Raw genomic sequence first — 22731 nt, 5'->3', positions numbered from 1 at the left:
CCCATCAGTTCCATCACATCACCGGGTCCTGGCGGCCTGGAGTTCAGCCCGCAGGGCCGGCGTGAGCGCCTGTCCGGCCCTGTCTACCAGCAACGTCATCTGGTACGCCACCAGGCCCATGTCACAGTCGGGGCCCGCGAGCACCGTCAGGACGGAGCCGTCGCTGATCGCCATGACGATGAGCAGGCCGCGCTGCATCTCGACGACGGTCTGCGTCACAGAGCCGCCCTCGAACACCCTGGAGGCCCCCACGGTCAGGCTCAGCAGGCCCGCGGAGACCGCGGCGAGCTGGTCGGCCCGGTCCGGCGGAAAGCCTTCGGAGGCGGCCAGGCACAGGCCGTCGGCCGACACGACGACGGCGTGCGCGACTCCGGGCGTGTTACGCACGAAGTCGGTGATCAGCCAGTCGAACCTGTTCGCCTCGTGGCTAAGGGTTGTCACGCATCCTCCCCGGCGGGACGCTCACTCACTCTGTTCCTCCTGTCCACGTACTTCCTGGCGGCCCCGTCGCACACCCTGCTGGTAACTGGCCATCCGGCTGCGCATCCGATCCGCCGAAACCGGCGGCATCGGAGCCGGCCGCTGCGACTGCTGCGGCTGCGCCTGCTGGCTCGCCGTACCGGGAACCAGATTGGCCTTGGGGGTGCGCTTCGGGAGCCCGGCGGCGGTGATGCCGCCGAGGTTGGGCTCGGCGGCAGCGGCCGCCGCGCGCCAACCGGCGTCGGCCGCCGTTCGCCACGCTTCCTCCCCAGAGGGTACGGCTTGCGCGGGCTTGTCCTTACCATCTCCGGCCACCTGCGGCGCCGCCTCCTCCGGCGGCCTGCGGAACCAGGCGGACTCCACCGCCGCGAAGATGGGCAGGAACTCCTCCTGCTCCGGCTCCATCGGCGACACCTCGACCGAGGGCGTCGGGTCGGGCCGGCGCACGTCGTTCGTGGTGTACGACGGGGGCGGCGGAGGCGTCTGGAACGCGCCATTTCCGGATGGGTAGGAGCCCGTGTTCGGGAGCGACGGGTAGACGCCGGAGTCGAGCGAGGGCGCCTGCCTGCGGTAGGAGCCGCCGTCGGTGTCGGCGGTGAAGCCGTTCACGCCTGCCCTGCCGGGGTCCGAGTGGTACGGCCCGCTGTCGAACGAGCGCGGGCCCGGCGTGCTCTCGGGAGGCTGGAAACTATGCCTGGGGGCGGGCCCGTTGGGACGCCGGCCGCCGTCGAAGGAGTCGAAGCTGCCGAACGACCTGAACGTCCCGTTCTGCACGGGCGGGTTCGCCGGGGTGGGCACGGTCCCGCCGCCGAACGCGGGCCGCTGCGGCAGCGGCTGCTGCTGCGTGCCGTCGACGATCAGCGTGGGCGGGAGCAGCACCATCGCGATCAGGCCGGCGCCCTCGCCCTTCCTGAGCTGGACCCGGATGCCGTGGCGCAGCGCCAGGCGGCCGACCACGAACAGGCCCATGCGCCGGGAGACCGACACGTCCACGACGGGCGGCTCGGCCAGGCGGCGGTTGGCCTCGGCCAGCTCCTCCTCGGTCATGCTGATGCCGGTGTCGCTCACCGACAGCAGCGCGCCGCCGCCCTCGATGAGGCTGCTGGTGACGATGACCTGGGAGTTGCTCGGGGAGAACTGGATGGCGTTCTCGACAAGCTCGGCGACCAGGTGGACCAGGTCGTTCGCGGCGCTGCCGAGCACCGAGGTGGCCCGGTGCACCTTGACCTGGACGCGCTCGTAGCCCTCGACCTCCGACAGCGCGGCGCGTACGACGTCGACCAGCTTGGCCGGCTGGCTGCGCCGGCGGGTGGCCTCGTGGCCGGCCAGGACCAGGAGGTTCTCGGAGTTGCGGCGCATGCGGGTGGCCAGGTGGTCGAGCTTGAACAGGTCGGCCAGCCGGGCGCCGTCCTGCTCGCCCTTCTCCAGGCCGTCGATCAGCGAGATCTGCCGCTCGACCAGCGTCTGGGTGCGGCGCGAGAGGTTGACGAACATCGAGCTGATGTTGCTGCGCAGATCGGCCTCCTCGCCCGCCAGCCGCACCGCCTGCTGGTGCACCTGGTCGAAGGCCCTGGCGACCTCGCCGATCTCGTCGTTGCCGTCGACCTCGATCGGCCGTACCTCGCCGGCGGACGCGTCGCCGCCGGCCCGCAGGCGGTGCACCACGTCGGGGAGCCGGAAACCGGCCACCTCCAGCGCCTCGGTACGCAGCCGGCGCAGCGGGGTGACCATGGAGCGGGCGATGGCCACGGTGAGCAGCAGGACCAGCAGCAGCAGCGCCAGGATCAGGATTCCCGCGACGATCGCGTTGCGGATCTCGGACTCGCGCAGCTCCTTGCTGCGCAGGCTCACCTCGCCGGCCAGCTCCTGCTCGATGCCGTGCAGCACGTCGACGGCCACGGAGTTCTCGTTGAACCACTGCTCGCGGCTGCCGTTGGCGGAGATCAGGTTGTCGCTGATCCGCGCGCCCGGCGCCCGGCCGCTGGCCAGCGTGACCGCGCGCGACTTGGTGAGCTGGACGTTGACGTACTCGGGCTGGGAGGTCAGCGCCTTGGACAGCTTGAGCCCGACCTCGGCGCCGGCCTCCGCGCCGACCTGGGAGATGTCGCTCTGTTCGCGGGCGTTGGAGGCGATGAACTGCTCGACCTCCTTGGCGTCCACCCGCTGGGTGTTGTACGAGGCCTGGAGCAGCTGGACGCGCTGCCGGGAGATCTCCTCCTTGGCCGCGGCGAGCGCGCTCAGGGCGCGGAACTGGCCGATGATCTGCGGGTCGTCGGACAGCAGGCTCAGCTCGTCGTGCAGCTTGAGCAGGGTGTCGGTGAGGAAGTCGTACCGGATGGTCTCGGTCTGGCCCTCGGCGCGGATCCTCGGCAGCCGGCCCAGGTCGTACCTCACCTGCTGGGCGGCCTTCACGATGCGGGGGCCGTAGGAGTCGTCGATCGTTTCGAGATCGGCGTTCACGGTCTTGACCAGCGCGTCGACCGCGGCCTTGCGCTGCGCGAGCGGCTGGGCGAGCTTCTTGCGCATGGCGCGGTTGGCGCCGATCCAGCCGCCCGTGTCACGCTCCAGCCCGATCGCCTGCAGCAGGTCGCGGATATGGGCCGCCTGCTCCGCACCGGTCGCCGTGCGGTCGTAGTCGCCGATGCTCTGCACCGATCCGACGACTCGCGCTCCCCCGAGCACGACGCCGGCCATGGTGGGCACCAGGATCAGGGCGGTGAGCCGCCACCGCACACGCCAGTTTCTCAGGCCCAGGCGTGGCAGTGGCCGCTTTCCGCGGTCCCGCTTCACGGCTGGGCCGCTGTCGGAGTTCCCCGTCACTGCTTCCGCTACCCCTCAATCGTCCCGTCCCACCGACGGGCCTTCAAGCCGTCCACAAGGTATCCGCAGCTTCTGACTTACCGGGCATTTCGGACACAATCGTTACACATGTGACCGGTAGTCGTGTGCTATTGGTTATCGCAGTGCGGCCAGGACTTGATCGCGGACTTGTGCCCTTTGCCCGGCGTCGCTGAGGGGGCGACCGGCGCGATCCACGACATAGAAGACGTCCACCGCCTCCGCGCCGAGAGTCTCCACGCGAGCGGCCCTCACGTCAAGACCACACTCGCCGAACGCCCGTCCAATACGCCACAGAAGTCCCGGCCTGTCATGGGCCCTGACTTCCACCACAGTGGCGGTCGCGGAGGCGTCGTCGACCAGTGTCACCCGAGGTGGGGCCACAGGTACGCGAGGCGGCCGCATGGCCCGGGCACGGCGGGCCAGCCGCTGCTCTATGTCAAGACGGCCAGCAAGGACGAGACGGAGATCGGACTCCAGCGTCGCGGGGTCGGGCGGGGAGCCGTACTCGGGGATGACCGAGAACTCGATCACCGCGGTGGAGCCCGCGGAGGCGGACGAGGCGGAGCGCACGATGAGCCGGTGTGCGGACAGCACGCCGGCTGCGCTCCACAGCAGCCCCACCCGGTCGGGGGCGACGACCGTGACGGCTCCCCCGTTGACGCGGACGGCCCCGCCGCCGTGCCGGGCGAGCGCGGTCTGATCGGCCGACAGTGTCGGCGGCTTGGGCGGCGGCGAGCCGGCCAGCACGGACCTGACCCGGCGCACGAGATCGGCGACGAGCCCGGCCTTCCAGCTGTTCCAGGCGGCCGGCCCGGTCGCGTTGCCGTCGGCGACCGCGAGCGCGGCCAGCAGGTCGAGGACCTCCCGGGAGCCGACGGTGGCGGCGACCTTCTCGATCGTGACGGGGTCGTCGAGGTCCCTGCGGGTGGCGGTCTCGGGCAGCAGCAGGTGGTGGCGTACGACGGTGGCGAGGGTCTCGACGTCCTGCGCGGGCAGGCCGATGCGGGTGGCGATGTCGCGGACCACGACCTCGCCGGTGGCGGAGTGGTCCCCTGGCCAGCCCTTGCCGACGTCGTGCAGGAGCGCCCCGATCAACAGGAGGTCGGGACGGGAGACGTCGCGCGTGTGGCTGGCGGCGTTCGCGGCCGCCTCGATCAGGTGCCGGTCGACCGTGAAGCGGTGGATCGGGTTGCGCTGGGGACGATGGCGTACGCGTTCCCAGTCAGGAAGCAACTTGACAAGGATGCCCGCCTGGTCGAGCTCCTCCCACACGGGCACGGCGGCGCGGCCCGCGCCGAGGATCGACACCAGTGAGTCGCGTGCCTCCTCCGGCCACGGCACCGGCATGGGGGGCGACTGAGCTGCGAGCACGGACACCGTCGCGGGGGCGAGCGGCAGCCCGGAGTCGGCCGCCGCGGCGGCGGCGCGCAGCACCAGCACGGGGTCCTTGCGCGGGTCGACCCCCCTGGCGAGCACCACTTCGCCGCCGTGCTCGACCACGCCGTCCGCCAGCGGGCGGCGGCCTCGGGGAGCGGGCCCTGACAGGAGCCTGTCAACGGTGCGCCAGGTGCCGTCGAAGGCGTGGGAGATGGTCCGGCCCGCCTCGGCGAGCCTGCGCATGAGCGCCTCGGCGTCGAGCAGGCCGAGCACTCCCGCCACGGCGTCCTGCTCCTGCAGCACCAGCCGGTCGGTGCCGCGGGCGGTGACGACGTGCAGCGCGTGCCGCACGTCGAGGATGAACTCGTACGCCTCGCGCGCCCTCGGGCCCGGCGCCGAGGCGACCCAGGCGGCCGCCACCGCCTGCATGGCCTGGACGTCGCGGAGCCCGCCGCGCCCGTCCTTGAGGTCGGGTTCGAGCAGGAAGGCCAGCTCGCCGCTCACCTGCGCCCGCTTGTCGGCCGCCTCACGCAACTCGCCGAGCCGGCGCCGGGAGTCGGCCCGCCACTCGGCCAGCACCGCCTCCCTGGCCTTCCTGGTCAGCTCGGGGTCGCCGGCCACGTGCCGGGCCTGGATGAGGCCGAGCACGGCCTTCAGGTCCTGCCTGGCGACGCCCACCGCTTCCTCGACCGTCCGCACGGAGTGGTCGAGGTTGACCGCGGAGTCCCAGACCGGATACCAGATCCGGTCCGCGATCCTGGCCACGTCGGCCCGGCCGTTGTGCAGCAGGACCAGGTCGAGGTCGCTGCCTGGTGCCAGTTCGCCCCTCCCGAGGCTCCCGACGGCGACCAGTGAGACGTGGTCGCCGTCGCTCGCCGTGCGGAAGAGATCCTTGAGCCAGCGGTCGGTGTCCGTGGTCCGCTCCTTGCGGGCCGCGGCGTACGAACGGGCCTCTCCCCTCAATGCTGTGCCCCCTTGCCGAGCTCCGCCCGGACGCCGTCGTCCGGGCGTCGCCGTGGATCCGTCGTTTCGGCCGAGCCCCGCCGGGTCACAGGGCTTCAGGACCCCGCTCTCCCGTGCGAACACGGACGACGGTGTCCACCGGGACGGACCAGACCTTGCCGTCGCCGATCTTGCCGGTGTGCGCCGCCTTGACGATGACGTCGATCACGTCCTCGGCGTCATCCTCTTCGGCGAGGACCTCCAGGCGGACCTTCGGCACCAGGTCGACCTGGTACTCGGCGCCGCGGTAGACCTCGGTGTGGCCGCGCTGGCGGCCGTAGCCGCTCGCCTCGCTGACCGTCATTCCCTTGATGCCGAACTGTTCCAGTGCGGCCTTCACGTCATCCAGCTTGAAGGGCTTGATGATCGCGGTGATGAGCCTCATGCGTCCACCTTCTTAGCAGCCGGGGCGGTGGGCCCGTTGGGGGAGGTCACGCCGGAGGCGTAGACCGTGCCGAGGTCGTACCCCGTCTCGGCGTGCGCGGTGACGTCGATACCGGTGCGCTCGTCCTCGGTGGAGATCCGGAAGCCCATCGTCTTGTCGATGATCTTCCCGAGAACCCAGGTGATGACGAAGGAGTAGCCGCCGACCGCGACCGGGCCGAGCACCTGCAGGCCCAGCTGGCCGAATCCGTCGCCGTAGAACAGACCCTTGCTCTGCTGTTCGAGGAAGGGGTAGGCGGCCAGGAAGCCGAGCGAGACGGCGCCGATGACGCCACCCACCAGGTGCACGCCGACCACGTCGAGCGAGTCGTCGAAGCCGAGCTTGTACTTCAGGCCGACGGCGTAGGCGCAGATGACGCCGGCGAGCAGGCCGATGAGCATCGCGGCCCACGGGTCCACGAAACCACAGGCGGGGGTGATGGCGACCAGACCGGCGATCGCGCCGGAGGCGACGCCGAGGCTGGTGGCGTGCCCGTCGCGCATCTTCTCCACGACGAGCCAGGCGCCCGCGGCGACCGCGGTGGCGATCTGGGTGTTCATGAACGCCAGGCCGGCCGTGCCGTCGACGGCCAGCTCGGAGCCGGCGTTGAAGCCGAACCAGCCGAACCACAGCAGGCCCGCGCCGAGCAGGACGAAGGGGAGGTTGTGCGGCCGCATCGGCTCCTTGCGCCAGCCGGCGCGCTTGCCGAGCACGAGACACAGTGCCAGGCCCGCGGCACCGGCGTTGATGTGGACGACCGTGCCGCCCGCGAAGTCCTCGATGCCCATCGTGTTGAGCCAGCCGGTGCCCCACACCCAGTGGGCGACCGGGAAGTAGACGATCGTCGCCCAGAGGATGGAGAAGAGGATCCACGCCCCGAACTTCGCCCGGTCCGCGATCGCGCCGCTGATCAGCGCGACGGTGATGATGGCGAAGGTCAGCTGGAAGGCGGAGAAGACCAGGCTCGGCATGCCGGTGCCGTCGTCCTTGGTGGCCGTGTCCACCAGACTTTGCAGGCCGAGTGCGTCGAAGCCGCCGACCACGTTGTTGATCGCCGAGCTGGGGTTGTCGGTGAACGCCAGCGAGTGCCCGAACAGCACCCAGGCGATGGTCACCGTGATGATGGCGCCGAACGACATCATCATCATGTTCAGGACACTCTTGGCCCTGGTCATGCCCCCGTAGAAGAAAGCGAGACCCGGAGTCATCAGCAACACCAGCGCGGTGGCCGCGAGCATCCAGGCTGTGGTGCCGCTATCGATCTTCACGACGCGACCCTCCTTACATGTGACGTGTGGCCACAGCGTGTTCGTCCGCGGTTTCATGACTCGACCAGGCGTGTTTCACATTCGTGAATCTCGCCACACTGGTGTTTCGGACGCGTTTCGGTGTTCTCACACATCCCATTTCGGCTCAGCAATATCAGGCATGAGATACTTAGGTTTGCCTAACCTCCGATCAAGGAATGCCGATGCGTCTTCGCCTGGCCGTCGCCGCCATGCTCCCCGTCCTCGCCCTCGCCGCCTGCGGCACTTCCACGTCCTCGCAGGAGGCGGGACCGACCCGGACCGTCAAGCACGCCATGGGAGAGACGAAGGTGCCGATGACCCCCAAGCGGGTGGTGGTGCTCGACACGGACAAGCTCGACTCGATGGTCTCGCTCGGCCTGGCGCCCGTCGGCGCGGCGCAGGCGTCCCAGAACCAGAAGTGGCCCGCCTACCTCGGCTCGGCCCTGTCGGCCACCAAGGCGGTCGGCACCACCCAGGCCCCCAACATCGAGGCCATCATGGCGCTCCAGCCGGACCTCATCCTGGGCAGCAAGTTCCGGCAGGCGGCGTTCTACGACAAGCTCAGCAAGATCGCGCCGACCGTGTTCACCGAGAAGGTGGGCATCACCTGGAAGGAGAACTTCCTGCTCGACGCCGAGGCGCTGGGCAAGAAGGACCAGGCCCAGCAGCTGCTGTCCACCTATGAGACGCGCGCCAAGGAGGTGGGCGCGAAGTTCTCGAAGCTTAAGGTGAGCATCGTGCGGTTCATGCCCACCGAGATCCGCATGTACGGGCCCGAGTCCTTCAGCGGCATCGTGGTGGGTGACGCGGGCATCCAGCGGCCCGAGGTGCAGAAGCTGGCCGACCAGGCCGACAAGCGCTTCGGCAAGCTGAGCCAGGAGAACATCGCCCAGGCGGACGGCGACGCGATCTTCTACACCGCGTACGGGGAGGCGGCCGTCAAGTCGCAGACCACGGTGACCGGCGGGCCGCTGTGGAAGAACCTCGGCGCGGTCAAGTCCAACAACGCGCACAACGTGGACGATGAGATCTGGATGACCGGCATCGGCGTCACGGCGGCCGGCAAGATCCTGGACGACCTGGACAAATACCTCACGCCGCTGGCGTCGTAAGCCCCGCCACGCGTACCCGGTCGCCCTTCCTGACCCTCCCGGGCCGCACCACTCGCGCGTACACCCCCGCGCACGGCTGCGGCCCCATGTCGAACACGGGCACCCGGTTGTGCCTCCGCAATGCAGTCGTTCTCCACGAACCGTTCCTATGGACTGAGCATGAGTTGCGTGTGCTCAGCCGAACGCTCCGAACGGTGTTGAGCGTTCTGGTCGCCCGCGTTCTCGCCGCGTCCGGGCGGCACGGATCGTGTCCGTGGTCCGGGGATGCGGGGGCGGGTTCCCTCACGCCCGCGGGGTTCCGGTCCTGCCTGGGCGGTCCGATGCCCCTGCTCATCGCTCCGGTGGACAGGGGGCGGTGCCGTCCGACGCCGGATCGGGTGCCCTTGGGCGCGTCTGCCGATCGCCACGGCGGCTGCGTCGTGGCGGGTGGTCGTGCGTTTGGTGGTGGTGAGGGGCTGTTGCCAGTGCTGGGCGCCCCATTTGGAGGTGTAGGCGGGGTCGGCGGCGATGATCGCGATCCCGCTCTGGTCGGCCATCGACGTCAGTCGGGCGCGCAGCCTGCTCGTGGGCATGCCGGAGATCAGCTGGCGGAAGCGTTTGCGGCGGCCGTGCTTCTCCCGGGTCTTGTCCGCGGTGAAGTCGAGGTCTTCGATGGCGATGGCGTTCACGCCGCAGGCGCCGGCCCAGTGCAGCAGCCGGGTCAGGGCGTGGCGGACCTGGGCGTCGCGGTGTTCGGCGGTCCCGTTCAGGTCGTAGGTGAAGCGGCGGGGGTTGCCGATCGGGTTGCCGTGGGTGTCCAGGCGCCAGGCGGCCAGGTGGTCGGCGTTGGTGTCCACGCCGATCACCCCGTGGGCGAGCGCAGCCGACATCGGCGCGGCCGGGGCCGCAGGGATCTGCCAGGAGGCGGTGATGTACCAGCGTCCCCGCTGAACGTCCAGGTGGATGCGATAGGCCACGGCCCGGTTGGCCTCGATACGATCCCGCCACTCCGTGCCCCGGTGGGCGAAGGCCACCCGGCAGGCCAGCACGTAGCGGCCGTGTGCCGCGTTCGCGTGATGTGCCAGCGGTGCGGGCAGCTTGATCGACGCCTGGCCGTCGGGGGTGATGCGGATGGTCTCGTTGCCGTAGCGTTTGCCGGACTCGCCGTCGGCGGCCAGAAACCAGCGCTCGGCCTCCCACCTCTGCCGCCACTCGGCCTGGGTGAGCCCTGCGGCCTCCAGGCGGTGTCGGGCGCGGGCGAGGCGTTTGCCGCCCCGCACCACACGCACCCGCCCGGCCTGCTGCTCGGCCCGCCGCCGTTGCAGTCGGTCCTGCAGCACGCCCAGGCGGCGGGACTTGGCGAACCACTCCTGCGCCGACCGGTAGCCGCCCGGTTCCTTGCGGGCGCCCTTCTTCCCGACGGGCTGAGACAGTCGGCGGGTGATCGTGGCGATGGCGGCTTCAAGGTCGCGTATGTGGTCGGCCTGGCCGCGGCGGGCCAGCGCCCACTGATCATGTGACGCTTTGGTGATGGCCCCGGCCCAACGCGCCGACGACTGCACGGTCAGCTCGCGCTTGCGGGCCGCCCAGCTTCCGGCGCAGTGCCCCAGCCCATCGGCGCACCGGGCTTTCAGATCGGCGGAGGCCAGCGCGCCCAGATGCACGCCGACCAGGCGCAACACCTGCTCATCTGCGGGAGTGAGGTGCTTGAGCCGGTCGCGGACGGCGACACCGGACGGGCCGGCCACGACGAAAGCGGGGCCGATCGGGCGCAGCTCAGCCATGCCGGCGGGCCTCCCACGCGATGCCGGCACGGCCCGTGGCCGACCAGCGAACGCAGGCACGCCACATCGTCAGCGCTTTCGGATCGCGCCCGAACGGGCACGCTCGCATGATGGCCACTCGCCTCCTCCGAGTTTTCACGCTGCGTTGCTGCAACGATACCAAGAGTTGGAGCAGTCGAGTAGAACATGTGCACGACAAGTGCCAGTCGCTCCACCTCCGTCCCGATCACCAGGTTGGGCCGGCAACGGAGGGCCTCGACGGAGCCACACGGGCCGAGTGCGCCGATCCGCGCGATCGCCGAGATTGCGATGAGGTGGATCGGGGCGAAATCGAAGAGCGTCCCGGCGGGCGAGGCGGCGCAAGCGTGCCGACAGTGTGGGGGCCCTCCGCCTCGATGCCCTCGGCCAGCACCCGCTCCGGCACCGAACGCTCGAACTCGGCGCCCTCAAGAGGCGCGTCGATCAGCTATAGCTCGCTCTCAGCGAGTCCCTCCCAAGCATCGACTTGACGGGGTAGCGCCGCACGGCCTCCAGATACATGGGGCGATCTTACGGCTGCGCCCAGAACCACCTCAGATGCGGCACCAGCTCATCCGCCCGATCATCGGGGAAGAACAACCGCCCGCCCTCGATCTCGACGATCTCCTTGACCCCGGGGATCGTGTCCCGCAGCCACCGGGCCCAGCTCACGTCGAAGAACACGTCTCCCGTGCCCCAGACCAGGAGCGTCGGCACGGTCAGCACGGTGAGCTGCGGCTCGATGGCGATCATGTCCTTGGCGTCGATCGAGGTCAGCAGGCGCTCGAAGGCCCGGCCGCCGTCGGGCTTGGCGAAGATCGGCCTCAGGTACGCGTCGACCAGCGCCGCCGGGTCGTCGATCCGCCCGTAGCCCTCGCCGTACGCGGTCTGGGCCAGGAGCTCCGGCTGGTCCAGCACGAGCGCGGTGAGCGCGGCCAGCTCGCCCCTGGCGGCCAGGTCGACCGTGGGCTTGAACGCCTCGGGCGGGGTGTTGGTGTGGACGTCGCAGTTGGTGAGGGTGAGCGTACGCAGGCGCTCGCGGTGGCGTACGGCGAAGACCTGGGCCACGGCGCCGCCGGTGTCGTTGGCGACGAGATCCACCTCGCTGAGCCCGAGCCCCTCGCACAGCTCCTCGACGGCCTCGGCCAGCGCGGGGATCGACAGGTCGTCGCGCGGGGCGCTGCCGCCGTGCAGCGGCAGGTCGATCGCCACGCAGCGACGCTCGTCGCGGAACGCGGCGATGACGTTGCGCCACAGGTACGAGCTGGTGCCGACACCGTGCACGAACAGGCTGACCGGCCCTTCCCCCACGTCGACGTAACTGATGCCCTCCATGGGACCCTCCTCGGGCAGATTACAAACCGACTGTCGGTCTACGAAATTACCGACTGATGGTCGGTTTGTCTATGGTGGGTCCATGAACCTCAAGGCGGAACGCGGCGCGGCCACCCGCGACAGGGTCCTGGCGATCGCCACGCGGCTGTTCGCCGACCGGGGCTACGACGACACCTCCATCGAGGCGGTGCTGCAGGAGTCGGGGCTGAGCCGGGGGGCGCTGTACCACCACTACGCCGGCAAGGACGCCCTCTTCGAGGCGGTGCTGGAGGCCACGGAGTCGGCCATCGGCGCCAAGATCCGGCAAGCCGTCCGCGGCATCACCGACCCGGCGGCCGCCCTCCGCGCCGGCGTACTGGCCTGGATCTCGCTCGCCGGGGACCCGGTCATCAAACGCATCGTCCTCATCGACGCGCCTTCGGTGATGGGCTGGGAGCGGTGGCGGGCCATGGAGGAGCGCTACTCGTTCGGGATGCTGAAGGCGGCCCTGGGGGCCACGGGGGCGGTACCGGCCGAGTTCCTGGACCTGCACGCGCACATGCTGCTGGCGGCCGTCAACGAGAGCGCCCTAATGGTGGCCCGCGGCGGCGACCACACCATCGCGGTTGCCGCCGTCGAAGAATTCCTCCGCCGCATCCTCCACCACTAGCCCCCCGCTGGGACGCCACCCCCGACCGAGCACACCATCCCGGGCCACCCACCGTCAAAGGCGCCGCCCAGGCCAAAGCGCCGCGTCGGCGGGACGCGGAACGGCGGAGGCCGGTCAGGCGGCGGCGGTGGCCATTTTGCGGAGGCGGGCCAGGGCGTCGCGTTCGATGCGGCGGGCGCGGTCGCGGCCGATCCCGTAGCGTTCCCCGACCTCAGTGAGCGTGTGCTCGCGCCCGTCCACCAGCCCGTACCGCCACCGCAGCATCTCGCTGGTGTCGCCCTCGAGCCCCGTCAGCCACTGATCGAGCCGCTCGCGCTCCAGGATGTCGATGGCCTGCTGCTCGGGATCGGCCCACGTCTCGTCGGCGATCATGTCGCCGAGCTCCGTCTCGTCCTCGTCGCCCACCCCGAGCTGGAGCGAGACCGGGTCGGAGGCCCAGCGCCGCAGCTCGCGTACGCGCTCGATCGGCAGGTCGAGGATCTCGGCGAGATCGTCGTCCGTGGGCTCGGCGTCGAACTCCGCCAGCATGTCGCGGCGGACCCGCATCAGCCGCGTCATCTGCTCCCCCGCGTGCGTGGGCAGGCGCACCGGGCGGGCCTGCTCGTGGATGGCACGCCCCACCGACTGCCGGATCCACCACGTCGCGTACGTGGAGAACTTGTACCCCCGCCGGTAGTCGAACTTCTCCACGGCCCTGACCAGCCCCAGATTGCCCTCCTGCACCAGGTCGATCAGCGGCATCCCCCGCCCCGAGTATTTCCGGGCCACCGCCACCACCAGGCGCAGGTTGGCCTGGATGAACTCGTCCTTCGCCCGCTGGCCGGAGATGGCCAGCCGCTCCAACTCCTCGTCGGCCGCGTCCCCGATACGCGGCTCCGAGCCCCCGCTGTCGAGCAGCTGCTCGGCGAAGAGACCCGCCTCGATCCGCTTGGCGAGCTCCACCTCTTCCTCCGCCGTGAGCAGCGGGACCCGGCCGATCTCAGCCAGGTAGGTCCCCAGCAGATCGCGCTCGGCGATGTGCTGCTCCTGCGTGCGACTCCCCGTAGGCCTTGCCATCCCCGCACCTCGTTCCGCAGCTGCGTTCTATACCCGGCCAACGTCCGGCCAAATGCAAAGATTCCCAAAAGCAGTACGTCGCAGGGATGGTTCTGGATGTCCTCCTAAAGGAGGAGACCGCCGCGAAACACCTGGTGAACGAGGGGGACGCCGGGCCGGTAAGCAAGGTGTACATAGGAGGGGGCATCGAGGACGACGAGGTCCGCACGGGCCCCGGGCCGCAGCCAGCCTACGTCCGTACGGCGCAGCGCGCGCGCCCCGCCGTACGTCGCCGCCCTGATCGCCTCCAGCGGCGTCATCCGCATCTCGCGGACGGCCAGCGCCACGCAGAACGCCATCGACGACGTGAACGACGACCCCGGGTTGCAGTCGGTCGCCAGCGCCACGGTCGCCCCCGCGTCGATCAGCCTCCGGGCGTCCGGGTACGGCGACCGCGTCGAGAACTCCGCCCCCGGCAGCAGCGTCGCCACCGTGTCCGACGACGCCAGCGCGTCCACGTCGGCCGGCGTCAGATGGGTGCAGTGGTCGGCCGAGGCGGCGCCCAGCTCGCAGGCGATGCGCACGCCGGGCCCCTCCCCGAGCTGGTTGGCGTGCACCCGCACGCCCAGCCCCGCCTTGAGCCCCGCGCCCAGGATCTCGCGCGTCTGGTCGCCGTCGAAGGCCCCGCGCTCGCAGAACACGTCGACCCACTTGGCGTACGGGGCGCACGCGTCGAGCATCTCCCCGGCGACCAGCCGCACGTAGGAGTCGGCGTCCATGCCGGCGGGCACGACGTGCGCCCCCAGGAACGTGGTCTCGCCGGTCAGCCCGGCGGCGATCTCCAGCGAGCGCCGCTCGTCCTCGACGGTCAGGCCGTAGCCGCTCTTGATCTCGACGGTCGTGGTGCCCTGGGCGAGCATCTCGTTGACCAGGGCACGCGCGTGGGCGGCCAGCTCCGCGTCGCCGGCCTGCCGGGTGGCGGCGACCGTCGTCCTGATGCCGCCCCCGGTGTACGGCTCGCCGGACATGCGGGCCTGGAACTCGGCCGTCCGGTCACCCGCGAAGATCAGGTGGGCGTGGCTGTCCACGAAGCCGGGGATGACGGCGCGGCCCTCGACGTCCACCCGCTCGTCGGCGTCGGGGGCCTGGGCGGCGGGCCCGGCCCAGGCGACCAGGCCGTCCGCCATGACCAGCGCCGCGTCGGGGATCTCCTCGCGCTCGGGGTCGCCGGTGTACAGCGATCCGATCCCGTCGATCAGCGTCGTGCTCATCTCACCCTCCGTATCGCCTCGGCCAGCATGGATCCGACGTCGCCGAGCCGGTGCCGCCCGTCCGTGACGACGCGGCGGCCGCCGGAGACCACCGAGTGCACGTCCGCCGCCGTGGCCGCGAACACCACGGCCTCCGGTCCGCTCGCGCCCGCCGTACGTACGGAGTCGAGCCGTACCGAGACCAGGTCGGCCCACGCGCCGGGCACCAGCAGGCCCGCGTCGGGGAAGCCGAGGGAGGCGTGGCCGGCGACGGTCGCGGCGGCGAGCAGGTCGGCGGCGCTCCAGTTGCCGCGCTTGCCGCTGCTCAGCCGCTCGTCCAGCTCGACCCCCCGCGCCTCCTCGAACAGGTCGATCACGGCGTGGCTGTCGGAGCCGAGCGTGATCTGCGCGCCCCGGTCGGCGGCCGCCCTGGCCGGGCCGATGCCGTCGGCGAGGTCGCGTTCGGTGGTGGGGCACATGCAGATGTGCGTACCGGACTTGGCGATCAGCTCGATGTCCACGTCGGTCAGGTGAGTGGCGTGCACGGCGGTCGAGCGCGGCCCCAGAGCGCCCCGCTCGTGCAGCACCTGGACCGGCGTGGCCGCGTACATCTCCACGCAGGCGGCGTTCTCGGCCGGCTGCTCGGACACGTGCATGTGGAGGGGGCCCGCGTGCCGGTGGGAGAACTCGGCCACGACCGACATCTGCTCCGGCGGCACCGCGCGTACGGAGTGGATGGCCGCGCCGATCTCCACGTCGTGCTGCCCCTCGTAGGCCGCCGCCAGGTCGTCGGCCCTGACCGCCCAGCGCTCGGCGTCGCCGTCGGTGAAGCGCAGCTGCGCGCCGGTGAGCGGGACGCCGATGCCGCCGGACAGGTAGCAGGTGTCGAGCAGCGCGATGCGCAGGCCTGCCTCGCGGGCCGCGCGGACGAGGGCGTGGCCCATCTCGTTGGCGTCGTCGTACGGCCGGCCGTCCGGCCCGTGGTGCAGGTAGTGGAACTCGCCCACGCAGGTCACCCCGGCCAGCGCCATCTCGGCGTAGACGGCCCTGGCCAGTTGGAGGTACGAGTCGGGCTCCAGCGCCGCCGCCACCTCGTACATCCGCTCGCGCCAGGTCCAGAAGTCGCCCTTGCCCACCTGGGCGGTGCCGCGCAGCGCGCGGTGGAAGGCGTGGGAGTGGGCGTTGGCCAGGCCCGGAACGGTGATCCCCGGCAGGCGCTCGGCCGTGCCCGGCGGGCCCTGGCCGACGCTCGCGATCCTGGCGCCGTCGACCTCGATGAGCACGCCCTCCGCGACCCCGCCGGGCAGCCAGGCCTGTTCGCACCAGTACGTCAGCGACACAGGTCCTCCAGCACGTCCGCGAGGGCGACGACTCCCGCCTCGCAGTCTGCCCGCTCGGCGTGCTCGTCGGGGGAATGGGACACGCCGGTGGGATTCCTGACGAACAGCATCGCGCTCGGGACGCCCGCCGAGGCCAGGATCCCCGCGTCGTGACCCGCCCCCGTGGGCAGGACGGGCGCCGGCGTGTCACCTCCCGCGACCCTGGCCAGGCGTTCCCTGAGCGGCACGTCGAAGTCGACGACCGGGGTCCACGACTCCTCCCGCACCGTTGCCTGCGCCTCCTCGGTCAGCTCGGCGACGAGGGCGCGTACGGCGTCCTCGTCCGCCCCTCGGGCGTCGAGCCAGGCCGAGACCAGGCCGGGGATCGCGTTGGCGTTGCCCGGCGAGACGCGTACCTTGCCGACCGTGGCCACCACGTCGCGGCGCTCCGCGGCCGCGCGGGCGGCCAGCACCATGCGGGCGAACGGCAGCATCGGGTCGTCCCGGTCGGCCAGCCGGGTGGTGCCCGCGTGGTCGGCCCGGCCGTGGAAGTCGAAGCGCCAGCGTCCGTGCGGCCAGATCGCCGCGGCCACGCCCACCGGCCGCCCTTCGTGGACGAGTGCCTGGCCCTGCTCGACGTGGAGCTCCACGAACGTGCCGACCGTGGCGAGCGTCTCGTCGTCCCGCCCCAGCTCGTACGGCGCGCGCCCGGCCTTCGTCATGACGTCGGCCAGCGTGTCGCCGGAGTCGTCGGTGAGCGCGAGGGCCCGCTCGGGCTCCAGCACGCCCGTGAGCAGCCTCGACCCCATGCACGGCACCCCGAACCTGGCGCCCTCCTCGTCGGTGAAGCAGACCACGCCGACCGGCCTGGGCGGCGTGACCCCGCGCTCCTTCAGCAGGTCCAGGGCGGCGAAGGCCGACACCACCCCGAGCGGCCCGTCGTAGGCGCCGCCCTGCCGTACGGAGTCGAGGTGGCTCCCGGTCACCACGCCAGGGCGGCCCGAGGGGTCGCCCCACCAGGCCCAGAGGTTGCCGTTGCGGTCTTCGCGCAGGTCGAGCCCCCGCCGCCGGGCCTCGCCCGCGAACCACTCGCGTAGCTCCATGTCAGCGTCCGACCAGGCGTCCCTGACGTAGCCCCCGGTCGCCGGATCCCGTCCTATGTGCGCGAGTGGTTCAAGCATGGCCCCACTGTAGTGAATGGATCCATTCAGTTGACAGGGCCACCCCTGGGCCGGAGGGTCAGCTCGGTGAGGTGGGCGTCGGGGCCGGCGGTGACGGCGGCCAGCACGGCCCGCGCCACGCCCTGCGGCGTGAGGTACTTCTCGGGCTCGAACTCGCCGCCCTCGTAGCGGCGCAGCTCGCGCTGCATGTCGGTGGCCGTGCGGCCCGGGTAGACGGTCGTCACCCGCAGCCGCGGCTCCTCCAGCCGCAGCGCGTCGGCGAACGCCTTCAGCGCGAACTTGCTGGCCGCGTAGGCGCCCCACTCGGGGTTGGCCCGCTGCCCGGAACCCGAGTTGACGCAGACCACGTGTCCCCCGGCCCTGCGCAGGGCGGGCAGCAGCAGCCTGGTCAGCTCGGCGACCGCGACGACGTTCACCTCCAGCGTCTCGCGCCACGCGGCGGCGGACAGGTCGGCGATCCGGCCCATCCGGTTGATCCCGGCGGAGTGCACGAGCACGTCGAGCCGGTCGATCCCCGCGACGTCCGCCTCCGTGAGCCCCGTCAGCTCCGCCGGCCAGACCCGCGCGTCGGGCAGCCCGGCCGCCACGGCGGCCAGCGACTCCTCGTCGCGGCCGTTGAGTATCACGTGGTGCGTGGGGCCCAGCGCCTCGGCCACGGCCGCGCCGATCCCGCGCGAAGCGCCTGTGACCAGCGCAGTCGGTCGTTCGTTCATGGAGATCAGCTTATTGATGTTGACGACTGCTCAAATTTGAATACAAACTTGTACTCATGTCTGCTTCGACGCGCATCCTCATCCTCGGCGCTCTGCTCGACGGCCCCATGAACGGCTACGGGGTCCGCCGCCGGCTGGAGGTGATGGGCACCGACCAATGGGCGAACGTCGCCTTCGGGTCGATCTATCACGGGCTGAGCAAGATGGCCGACGAAGGACTCCTGGCCGTCGTCGAGGCAGGCAGGGGCGGCAAGGTCGTATACGAACTGACCGAGCAGGGCCGCGAAGAGTTCCACCGGATGTTGATGACCGCCTGGCACGAGGTCAAGCCCATCGTCGACCCGTTCCAGGTGGCGCTGACGTTCATGGATCGGCTGGAAAAACAGGAGATTCTGCCGGCTCTCTATGGCAGGACGCAGCAGCTCAGAATGAGCGTCGAGATCCTTGGACATGCCCTCGGCGCCAAGCAGCGCTTCGGCGCTCCCCAGCACGTGGACGAGAACCTCCGTCTCAACAGAGCCATGGTCCAGGCCCAGCTCGACTGGGTCGAGAAAGCCATCGAACGGGTTGAGGCCGACGAATTGCCCTAAGGAGCTGAACCCCCCAATGATCATTCAGGCGCAGGGCCTGCGAAAGACGTTCACCACCAGGAGCAGGAAAGGCACGCAGACCGTAGAGGCCGTCCGCGGCGTGGACCTCGAGGTCGCGCAAGGCGAGATCTTCGGCGTGCTCGGCCCCAACGGGGCCGGCAAGACCACCACCATCAGGATGCTCTCCACGCTGATCGCCCCCGACGCGGGCGCGGCCACCATCGCGGGCCACGACCTGCTCAAGGAGCCCGCCGCCGTCCGGCGCAAGCTCGGGTACGTGAGCCAGGCCGGCGGCGTGGAGGACACCACGAGCGCCAGGGCCCAGATCATGATGGCCGCCAAGATCCACGCCATGGCCGACCCGAAGCAGGCCACCGCCGAGGTGCTGGAGCGCTTCGACCTGACCGAGATGGCCGACCGCCCCGGCCGTACCCTGTCGGGCGGGCAGAAGCGGCGGGTGGCCATCGCGATCGGGCTGGTGCACAACCCGCCGCTGCTCTTCCTCGACGAGCCCACCACCGGCCTCGACCCGCAGAACCGCGCCAATCTCTGGGACCGCATCAGGCAGCTGCGCGAGGCCGGCACGAGCGTGCTGCTCAGCACCCACTACCTCGACGAGGCCGACGCGCTGTGCGACCGCCTCATGATCGTCGACCACGGCCAGGTCGTGGCCGAGGGCACGCCCGGGGAGCTCAAGCGGCAGGTCTCCGGCGACGTGATCACGCTCAGGGTGGACGACCTGGAGCGGGCCGCGGACACGCTCAAGCCGTACGCCCGCGAGACCCGTGTCGACGAGGACCTGCTGCGCGTCTACGTCGACGACGGCGAGCACACGCTGCCCGCGCTGCTGCGGGCCCTTGAGGAGCAGGGGCTGGGGCTGAGCTCGATCGCGCTCGACCGCTCCACGCTCGACGACGTCTTCCTGGCCAAGACCGGCCGTTCCCTCCGCGACACCGGAGCCGCCTCATGATCCGCCACATCGCCCTGTTCACCGGCTACGAGCTGAAGAAGTCGTTCAGCAACCCGATCTGGCCGCTGTTCGGCATCATGCAGCCGGTGTTATATCTGCTCATGTTCGCGCCGCTGCTGAAGTCGCTGACGCCGGGTGGCTCGACGGTGGACGCGCTGCGGATGTTCACGCCGGCGTCGATGATGATGATCGCGGTCTTCGGAGCGCTGTTCTCGGGGTTCGGGCTGATCGCCGACCTGCGTAACGGCTCGCTCGAACGGTACGCCGTCAGCCCCGCCTGGCGGCCGGCCATCGTGCTCGGGCGGGTGGCCAAGGACATGATCGTGCTGGTGTGCCAGGCGATCCTCGTGCTGGTCGTGGCCATCGCGATGGGCGTGCGCATCGGGGCCGTCGAGCTGCTGCTGGTGCTGCTGCTCATGGCCGCCACCGGGCTGTTCGCCTCGGGGCTGTCCCAGGGGCTGGCGCTGACCGTGCGTGACGAGAACGGCATGTCGCAGACGCTCAACCTGTTCATGCTGCCGATCATGCTGCTGGCCGGGCTGTTCATCCCGATCTCGTTCGCGCCCGGCTGGATGCAGACGCTCGCGCCGATCAACCCGCTCTACCACGCGGTCGAGGCGGGGCGGGCGCTGTTCGCCGGCCGGTTGTCGGATTCGTCGATCCCGATCGCGTTCGCGGTGTTCATCGTGCTGGCGGTGCTCACCACGATCTGGTCGATGCGCTCGCTACGCAGGATCGCCGGGTAGGAACGTACCGGTCTCGTCGGTCATCCGCTCGTACTCCTCCAGTCGGGCCTGGGTGCGCAGCGGCGCCGCGTCGGCCATGGCCTCGACCAGGGCCATGGCCAGGGCGAGCGGCGCCGCGTGCGAGTCGAACACGAGCCGGTCGCCGACGGGGGCGTCCAGCACGACCTCCGCCGGAAAATCCGACTTATCCGTTATCGCGGCCACCCGCAGCCCCATCTTCTCCGCGTACTCCAGCGCCTGCACGGCCTCCGCCGGATATCTCGGCAGGACCACGGCCACCACCCACTCCGCGCCCGCCCTGCGGGCGGCGTGCAGCCCGTCGACCAGCTCCGACCCGCCGTGCGTGAGCAGCCGCACGTCGGGGTGGATGCGGCGGGCGTAGTACGCGAAGGTGGTGGCCAGCCCGCAGGAGACCCGCAGCCCCACCACGGGCAGCGGCTCGGTGGCGGCCAGCTGCTCGCCGAGCTCCTTGAGCGGGAAGGCCGCCAGCCGCTCCCTGACGATCGCGAGGTTGCGGATCTCGCAGTCGATGGCCCCGCGCAGCAGGCTCTCCTGCGGCTCCGCCACCCCCGCGCCGCCGCCCAGCACGAGCGGGCGCAGCGCCTGGCGCAGCTCGGGGTATCCGGCGAACCCCAGCACCATGGCGAACCGGGTCACGGACGGCTGGCTCACCCCGGCCCGCTCGGCCAGCTCAACGCTGGACAGGAAGATCGCCTCATCGAGATGCTCGGTGAGGTAGTGCGCGATCCTCCGCTGCACGGGCGACAGCCTCCGGCCATCCAGCAGCACACCCAGCCCACCGTGATATCCGTCCGCCACGCCACCTCCAACGCTTCCCGCCCCGCATTCTCATCCCACCACCCTCACAACCCCCATCCCACCCACCGCGCGCGGGGTCGGTGGATGGCGGAGGGGCGGAGGGTCAGGACTCGCGCATCGGGATGCGGACGCCGCGGGCGGCGGCCACGTCGGCGGCCTCCTCGTAGCCCGCGTCCACGTGCCGCATGACCCCCGTCCCGGGGTCGTTGGTCAGCACGCGGTTCAGCTTCTCCCCCGCCAGCGCCGTCCCGTCGGCCACCGTCACCTGGCCGGCGTGGATGGAGCGCCCGATCCCGACCCCGCCCCCGTGGTGGATGGACACCCAGGCGGCCCCGGAGGCCGTGTTGAGCATGGCGTTGAGCAGGGGCCAGTCCGCGATCGCGTCCGACCCGTCCGCCATGGCCTCCGTCTCGCGATACGGCGAGGCCACGGAGCCGCTGTCGAGGTGGTCGCGCCCGATCACGATGGGCGCCCGCAGCTCGCCCGAGGCCACCATGTCGTTGAAGCGCTCTCCCGCGACGTTCCGCTCGCCGTACCCGAGCCAGCAGATCCGCGCGGGCAGCCCCTGGAAGTGGACCTTCTCCCCGGCCTTCCTGATCCACCGGGCGAGTGGCTCGTTGTCGGGGAAGAGCTCCAGGATGGCCCGGTCGGTCGCGGCGATGTCGGCGGGATCGCCGCTCAGGGCGGCCCACCGGAACGGGCCCTTGCCCTCGCAGAACAGCGGCCTGATGTACGCGGGCACGAACCCCGGGAAGTCGAAGGCCCGCCCGTAGCCGGCCAGCTGCGCCTCGCCCCGGATGGAGTTGCCGTAGTCGAACACCTCCGCCCCGGCGTCCTTGAACCCGACCATCGCCTCCACGTGCCGCGCCATCGAGGTCCGGGCCCGCTCGGTGAAGCCGGCCGGGTCCTTGTCCCGCTCCGAGGCCATGTCCTCGAAGGCGACCCCCAGCGGCAGGTACATCAGCGGGTCGTGCGCCGAGGTCTGGTCGGTGACGATGTCGATCTCGGCCCCGCGGGCGAGCAGGTCGGGCACGGCCTCCGCGGCGTTCGCGACGACCCCGATGGACAGGGGACGGCGCTCGTCGCGCGCCGCGTACGCCAGCCGCAGCGCCTCGTCCAGCGACGACGCCTCCACGTCGAGGTAGCGGTGCTCGATCCGCCTGGCCACCGAGCGCGGGTCGCAGTCGACGCAGATCGCCACCCCGCCGTTCATGGTGACGGCCAGGGGCTGGGCGCCGCCCATCCCGCCGAGCCCGGCCGTCAGCGTGATCGTCCCGGCCAGCGACCCGCCGAAGCGCTTCGCGGCCACGGCCGCGAACGTCTCGTACGTCCCCTGCAGGATGCCCTGCGTGCCGATGTAGATCCACGACCCGGCGGTCATCTGCCCGTACATGGTGAGCCCGGCCGCCTCCAGCCGCCGGAACTCCTCCCAGTTGGCCCAGTCGGGCACGAGGTTGGAGTTGGCGATGAGCACCCGGGGCGCCCACTCGTGGGTGCGGAACACGCCCACCGGGCGCCCCGACTGGACCAGGAGGGTCTCGTCGCCCTCGAGCGTCGTCAGCGTCCTGACCATCGCGTCGAACGACGCCCAGTCACGCGCGGCCTTGCCCGAGCCGCCGTAGACGACCAGCTGCTCGGGGTGCTCGGCGACCTCCGGGTCCAGGTTGTTCTGGAGCATGCGGAGCGCCGCCTCCTGCGGCCACCCCTTGGCGGTGATCGTCGTGCCTCGCGGCGCGCGCACGCTGCGGCTCATCGTGACCCTCCTGAATGAAAACATTCACATTTGTCACCCGCAGGGTACAACGGACCGCGTTCCAG

At 71.0% G+C, this 22731-nt stretch carries 19 protein-coding genes; 5 read left to right on the top strand and 14 right to left on the bottom strand.

Going from position 1 to position 22731, the window contains the following annotated elements:
- Positions 1-18: 18 nt before the first annotated feature.
- The 5 genes from ACIBI9_RS34690 to ACIBI9_RS34670 all read right to left on the bottom strand — a co-directional run bounded on the left by ACIBI9_RS34690 (position 19) and on the right by ACIBI9_RS34670 (position 7392).
- Positions 19-441, bottom strand: coding sequence for a roadblock/LC7 domain-containing protein (locus ACIBI9_RS34690; protein ID WP_185071483.1), 423 nt, complete (start codon positions 439-441; stop codon positions 19-21).
- Positions 442-462: 21 nt separating this feature from the next.
- Entirely contained in the window at positions 463-3174 is a 2712-nt protein-coding gene (locus ACIBI9_RS34685; RefSeq protein ID WP_397228336.1) for a nitrate- and nitrite sensing domain-containing protein, read from the bottom strand.
- 261 nt (positions 3175-3435) lie between these two features.
- The gene (locus tag ACIBI9_RS34680; protein ID WP_397228334.1) at positions 3436-5661 is read right to left on the bottom strand and encodes a [protein-PII] uridylyltransferase; all 2226 of its coding nucleotides are present in this window, start codon (positions 5659-5661) and stop codon (positions 3436-3438) included.
- Between the two features lie 85 nt (positions 5662-5746).
- Positions 5747-6085: a P-II family nitrogen regulator gene (locus ACIBI9_RS34675; protein ID WP_192790675.1), complete on the bottom strand. Its 339-nt coding sequence runs from the start codon at positions 6083-6085 to the stop codon at positions 5747-5749.
- On the bottom strand, positions 6082-7392 hold the full coding sequence (locus ACIBI9_RS34670; protein WP_397228332.1) for an ammonium transporter: 1311 nt from the start codon (positions 7390-7392) through the stop codon (positions 6082-6084). Before ACIBI9_RS34670 ends, ACIBI9_RS34675 begins: the two co-directional genes overlap by 4 nt.
- Before the next feature lie 203 nt (positions 7393-7595).
- Here ACIBI9_RS34670 and ACIBI9_RS34665 point away from each other — a divergent pair, with 203 nt between their 5' ends.
- Positions 7596-8525, top strand: coding sequence for an ABC transporter substrate-binding protein (locus tag ACIBI9_RS34665; RefSeq protein WP_397228330.1), 930 nt, complete (start codon positions 7596-7598; stop codon positions 8523-8525).
- A 146-nt stretch (positions 8526-8671) separates the two neighbouring features.
- Here the strand turns inward: ACIBI9_RS34665 and ACIBI9_RS34660 are convergent, their stop codons facing one another.
- Complete coding sequence (locus ACIBI9_RS34660; RefSeq protein WP_397228328.1) at positions 8672-10288, bottom strand: IS200/IS605 family accessory protein TnpB-related protein; 1617 nt, start codon at positions 10286-10288, stop codon at positions 8672-8674.
- Between the two features lie 549 nt (positions 10289-10837).
- On the bottom strand, positions 10838-11641 hold the full coding sequence (locus ACIBI9_RS34655; protein WP_397228326.1) for an alpha/beta fold hydrolase: 804 nt from the start codon (positions 11639-11641) through the stop codon (positions 10838-10840).
- 82 nt (positions 11642-11723) lie between these two features.
- Between ACIBI9_RS34655 and ACIBI9_RS34650 the strand changes: the two genes are divergently transcribed.
- A complete protein-coding gene (locus tag ACIBI9_RS34650; RefSeq protein ID WP_397228324.1) occupies positions 11724-12290 on the top strand; it encodes a TetR/AcrR family transcriptional regulator in 567 nt (188 codons plus the stop codon).
- Between the two features lie 114 nt (positions 12291-12404).
- Here ACIBI9_RS34650 and ACIBI9_RS34645 read toward each other — a convergent pair whose 3' ends face one another.
- The 5 genes from ACIBI9_RS34645 to ACIBI9_RS34625 form a co-directional block, all read right to left on the bottom strand.
- Entirely contained in the window at positions 12405-13346 is a 942-nt protein-coding gene (locus ACIBI9_RS34645) for an RNA polymerase sigma factor RpoD/SigA (RefSeq protein ID WP_192790669.1), read from the bottom strand.
- Between the two features lie 104 nt (positions 13347-13450).
- On the bottom strand, positions 13451-14596 hold the full coding sequence (gene hutI / locus ACIBI9_RS34640; protein WP_397228322.1) for an imidazolonepropionase: 1146 nt from the start codon (positions 14594-14596) through the stop codon (positions 13451-13453).
- A complete protein-coding gene (locus ACIBI9_RS34635; RefSeq protein ID WP_397228320.1) occupies positions 14593-15915 on the bottom strand; it encodes a formimidoylglutamate deiminase in 1323 nt (440 codons plus the stop codon). Before ACIBI9_RS34635 ends, hutI begins: the two co-directional genes overlap by 4 nt.
- On the bottom strand, positions 15906-17075 hold the full coding sequence (locus tag ACIBI9_RS34630; RefSeq protein WP_397228318.1) for an allantoate amidohydrolase: 1170 nt from the start codon (positions 17073-17075) through the stop codon (positions 15906-15908). The genes ACIBI9_RS34635 and ACIBI9_RS34630 overlap by 10 nt, the downstream gene beginning before the upstream one ends.
- A 26-nt stretch (positions 17076-17101) precedes the next feature.
- Positions 17102-17788, bottom strand: coding sequence for an SDR family oxidoreductase (locus tag ACIBI9_RS34625; protein ID WP_397228316.1), 687 nt, complete (start codon positions 17786-17788; stop codon positions 17102-17104).
- A gap of 56 nt (positions 17789-17844) precedes the next feature.
- On the opposite strand from ACIBI9_RS34625, the gene ACIBI9_RS34620 reads away from it, so the two are divergent.
- The 3 genes from ACIBI9_RS34620 to ACIBI9_RS34610 are packed head-to-tail and all read left to right on the top strand — an operon-like array spanning position 17845 to position 20094.
- On the top strand, positions 17845-18378 hold the full coding sequence (locus tag ACIBI9_RS34620; RefSeq protein ID WP_397228314.1) for a PadR family transcriptional regulator: 534 nt from the start codon (positions 17845-17847) through the stop codon (positions 18376-18378).
- A 16-nt stretch (positions 18379-18394) separates the two neighbouring features.
- Positions 18395-19348 (top strand): ATP-binding cassette domain-containing protein, encoded by a 954-nt coding sequence (locus ACIBI9_RS34615; protein WP_397228312.1) that lies wholly within the window; start codon positions 18395-18397, stop codon positions 19346-19348.
- The gene (locus ACIBI9_RS34610; RefSeq protein WP_397228310.1) at positions 19345-20094 is read left to right on the top strand and encodes an ABC transporter permease; all 750 of its coding nucleotides are present in this window, start codon (positions 19345-19347) and stop codon (positions 20092-20094) included. The genes ACIBI9_RS34615 and ACIBI9_RS34610 overlap by 4 nt, the downstream gene beginning before the upstream one ends.
- On the opposite strand, the gene ACIBI9_RS34605 is transcribed toward ACIBI9_RS34610, so the two are convergent.
- The gene (locus ACIBI9_RS34605; protein ID WP_397228308.1) at positions 20074-20913 is read right to left on the bottom strand and encodes a MurR/RpiR family transcriptional regulator; all 840 of its coding nucleotides are present in this window, start codon (positions 20911-20913) and stop codon (positions 20074-20076) included. The two genes, ACIBI9_RS34610 and ACIBI9_RS34605, sit on opposite strands and share 21 nt — an antisense overlap.
- Positions 20914-21016: 103 nt before the next feature.
- Positions 21017-22666, bottom strand: a complete 1650-nt coding sequence (hutU, locus tag ACIBI9_RS34600; protein WP_397228306.1) for a urocanate hydratase — start codon at positions 22664-22666, stop codon at positions 21017-21019.
- Between the last annotated feature and the right edge of the window lie 65 nt (positions 22667-22731).

It is taken from the genome of Nonomuraea sp. NPDC050451 (assembly GCF_044458585.1).
The sequence above is the reverse complement of the archived record's forward strand: the minus strand, read 5'-3'. Positions and strand labels throughout refer to the sequence as shown.

Excerpts from the sequence above, each read along its gene's own strand:
- ACIBI9_RS34675 (WP_192790675.1), bottom strand. The coding sequence starts at position 6,085 with ATGAGGCTCATCACCGCGATCATCAAGCCCTTCAAGCTGGATGACGTG.
- hutU (WP_397228306.1), bottom strand. The coding sequence starts at position 22,666 with ATGAGCCGCAGCGTGCGCGCGCCGCGAGGCACGACGATCACCGCCAAG.
- ACIBI9_RS34615 (WP_397228312.1), top strand. The coding sequence starts at position 18,395 with ATGATCATTCAGGCGCAGGGCCTGCGAAAGACGTTCACCACCAGGAGC.
- ACIBI9_RS34630 (WP_397228318.1), bottom strand. The coding sequence starts at position 17,075 with ATGCTTGAACCACTCGCGCACATAGGACGGGATCCGGCGACCGGGGGC.
- ACIBI9_RS34655 (WP_397228326.1), bottom strand. The coding sequence starts at position 11,641 with ATGGAGGGCATCAGTTACGTCGACGTGGGGGAAGGGCCGGTCAGCCTG.
- hutI (WP_397228322.1), bottom strand. The coding sequence starts at position 14,596 with ATGAGCACGACGCTGATCGACGGGATCGGATCGCTGTACACCGGCGAC.
- ACIBI9_RS34665 (WP_397228330.1), top strand. The coding sequence starts at position 7,596 with ATGCGTCTTCGCCTGGCCGTCGCCGCCATGCTCCCCGTCCTCGCCCTC.
- ACIBI9_RS34650 (WP_397228324.1), top strand. The coding sequence starts at position 11,724 with ATGAACCTCAAGGCGGAACGCGGCGCGGCCACCCGCGACAGGGTCCTG.
- ACIBI9_RS34645 (WP_192790669.1), bottom strand. The coding sequence starts at position 13,346 with ATGGCAAGGCCTACGGGGAGTCGCACGCAGGAGCAGCACATCGCCGAG.
- ACIBI9_RS34625 (WP_397228316.1), bottom strand. The coding sequence starts at position 17,788 with ATGAACGAACGACCGACTGCGCTGGTCACAGGCGCTTCGCGCGGGATC.
- ACIBI9_RS34660 (WP_397228328.1), bottom strand. The coding sequence starts at position 10,288 with ATGGCTGAGCTGCGCCCGATCGGCCCCGCTTTCGTCGTGGCCGGCCCG.
- ACIBI9_RS34610 (WP_397228310.1), top strand. The coding sequence starts at position 19,345 with ATGATCCGCCACATCGCCCTGTTCACCGGCTACGAGCTGAAGAAGTCG.
- ACIBI9_RS34685 (WP_397228336.1), bottom strand. The coding sequence starts at position 3,174 with ATGGCCGGCGTCGTGCTCGGGGGAGCGCGAGTCGTCGGATCGGTGCAG.
- ACIBI9_RS34620 (WP_397228314.1), top strand. The coding sequence starts at position 17,845 with ATGTCTGCTTCGACGCGCATCCTCATCCTCGGCGCTCTGCTCGACGGC.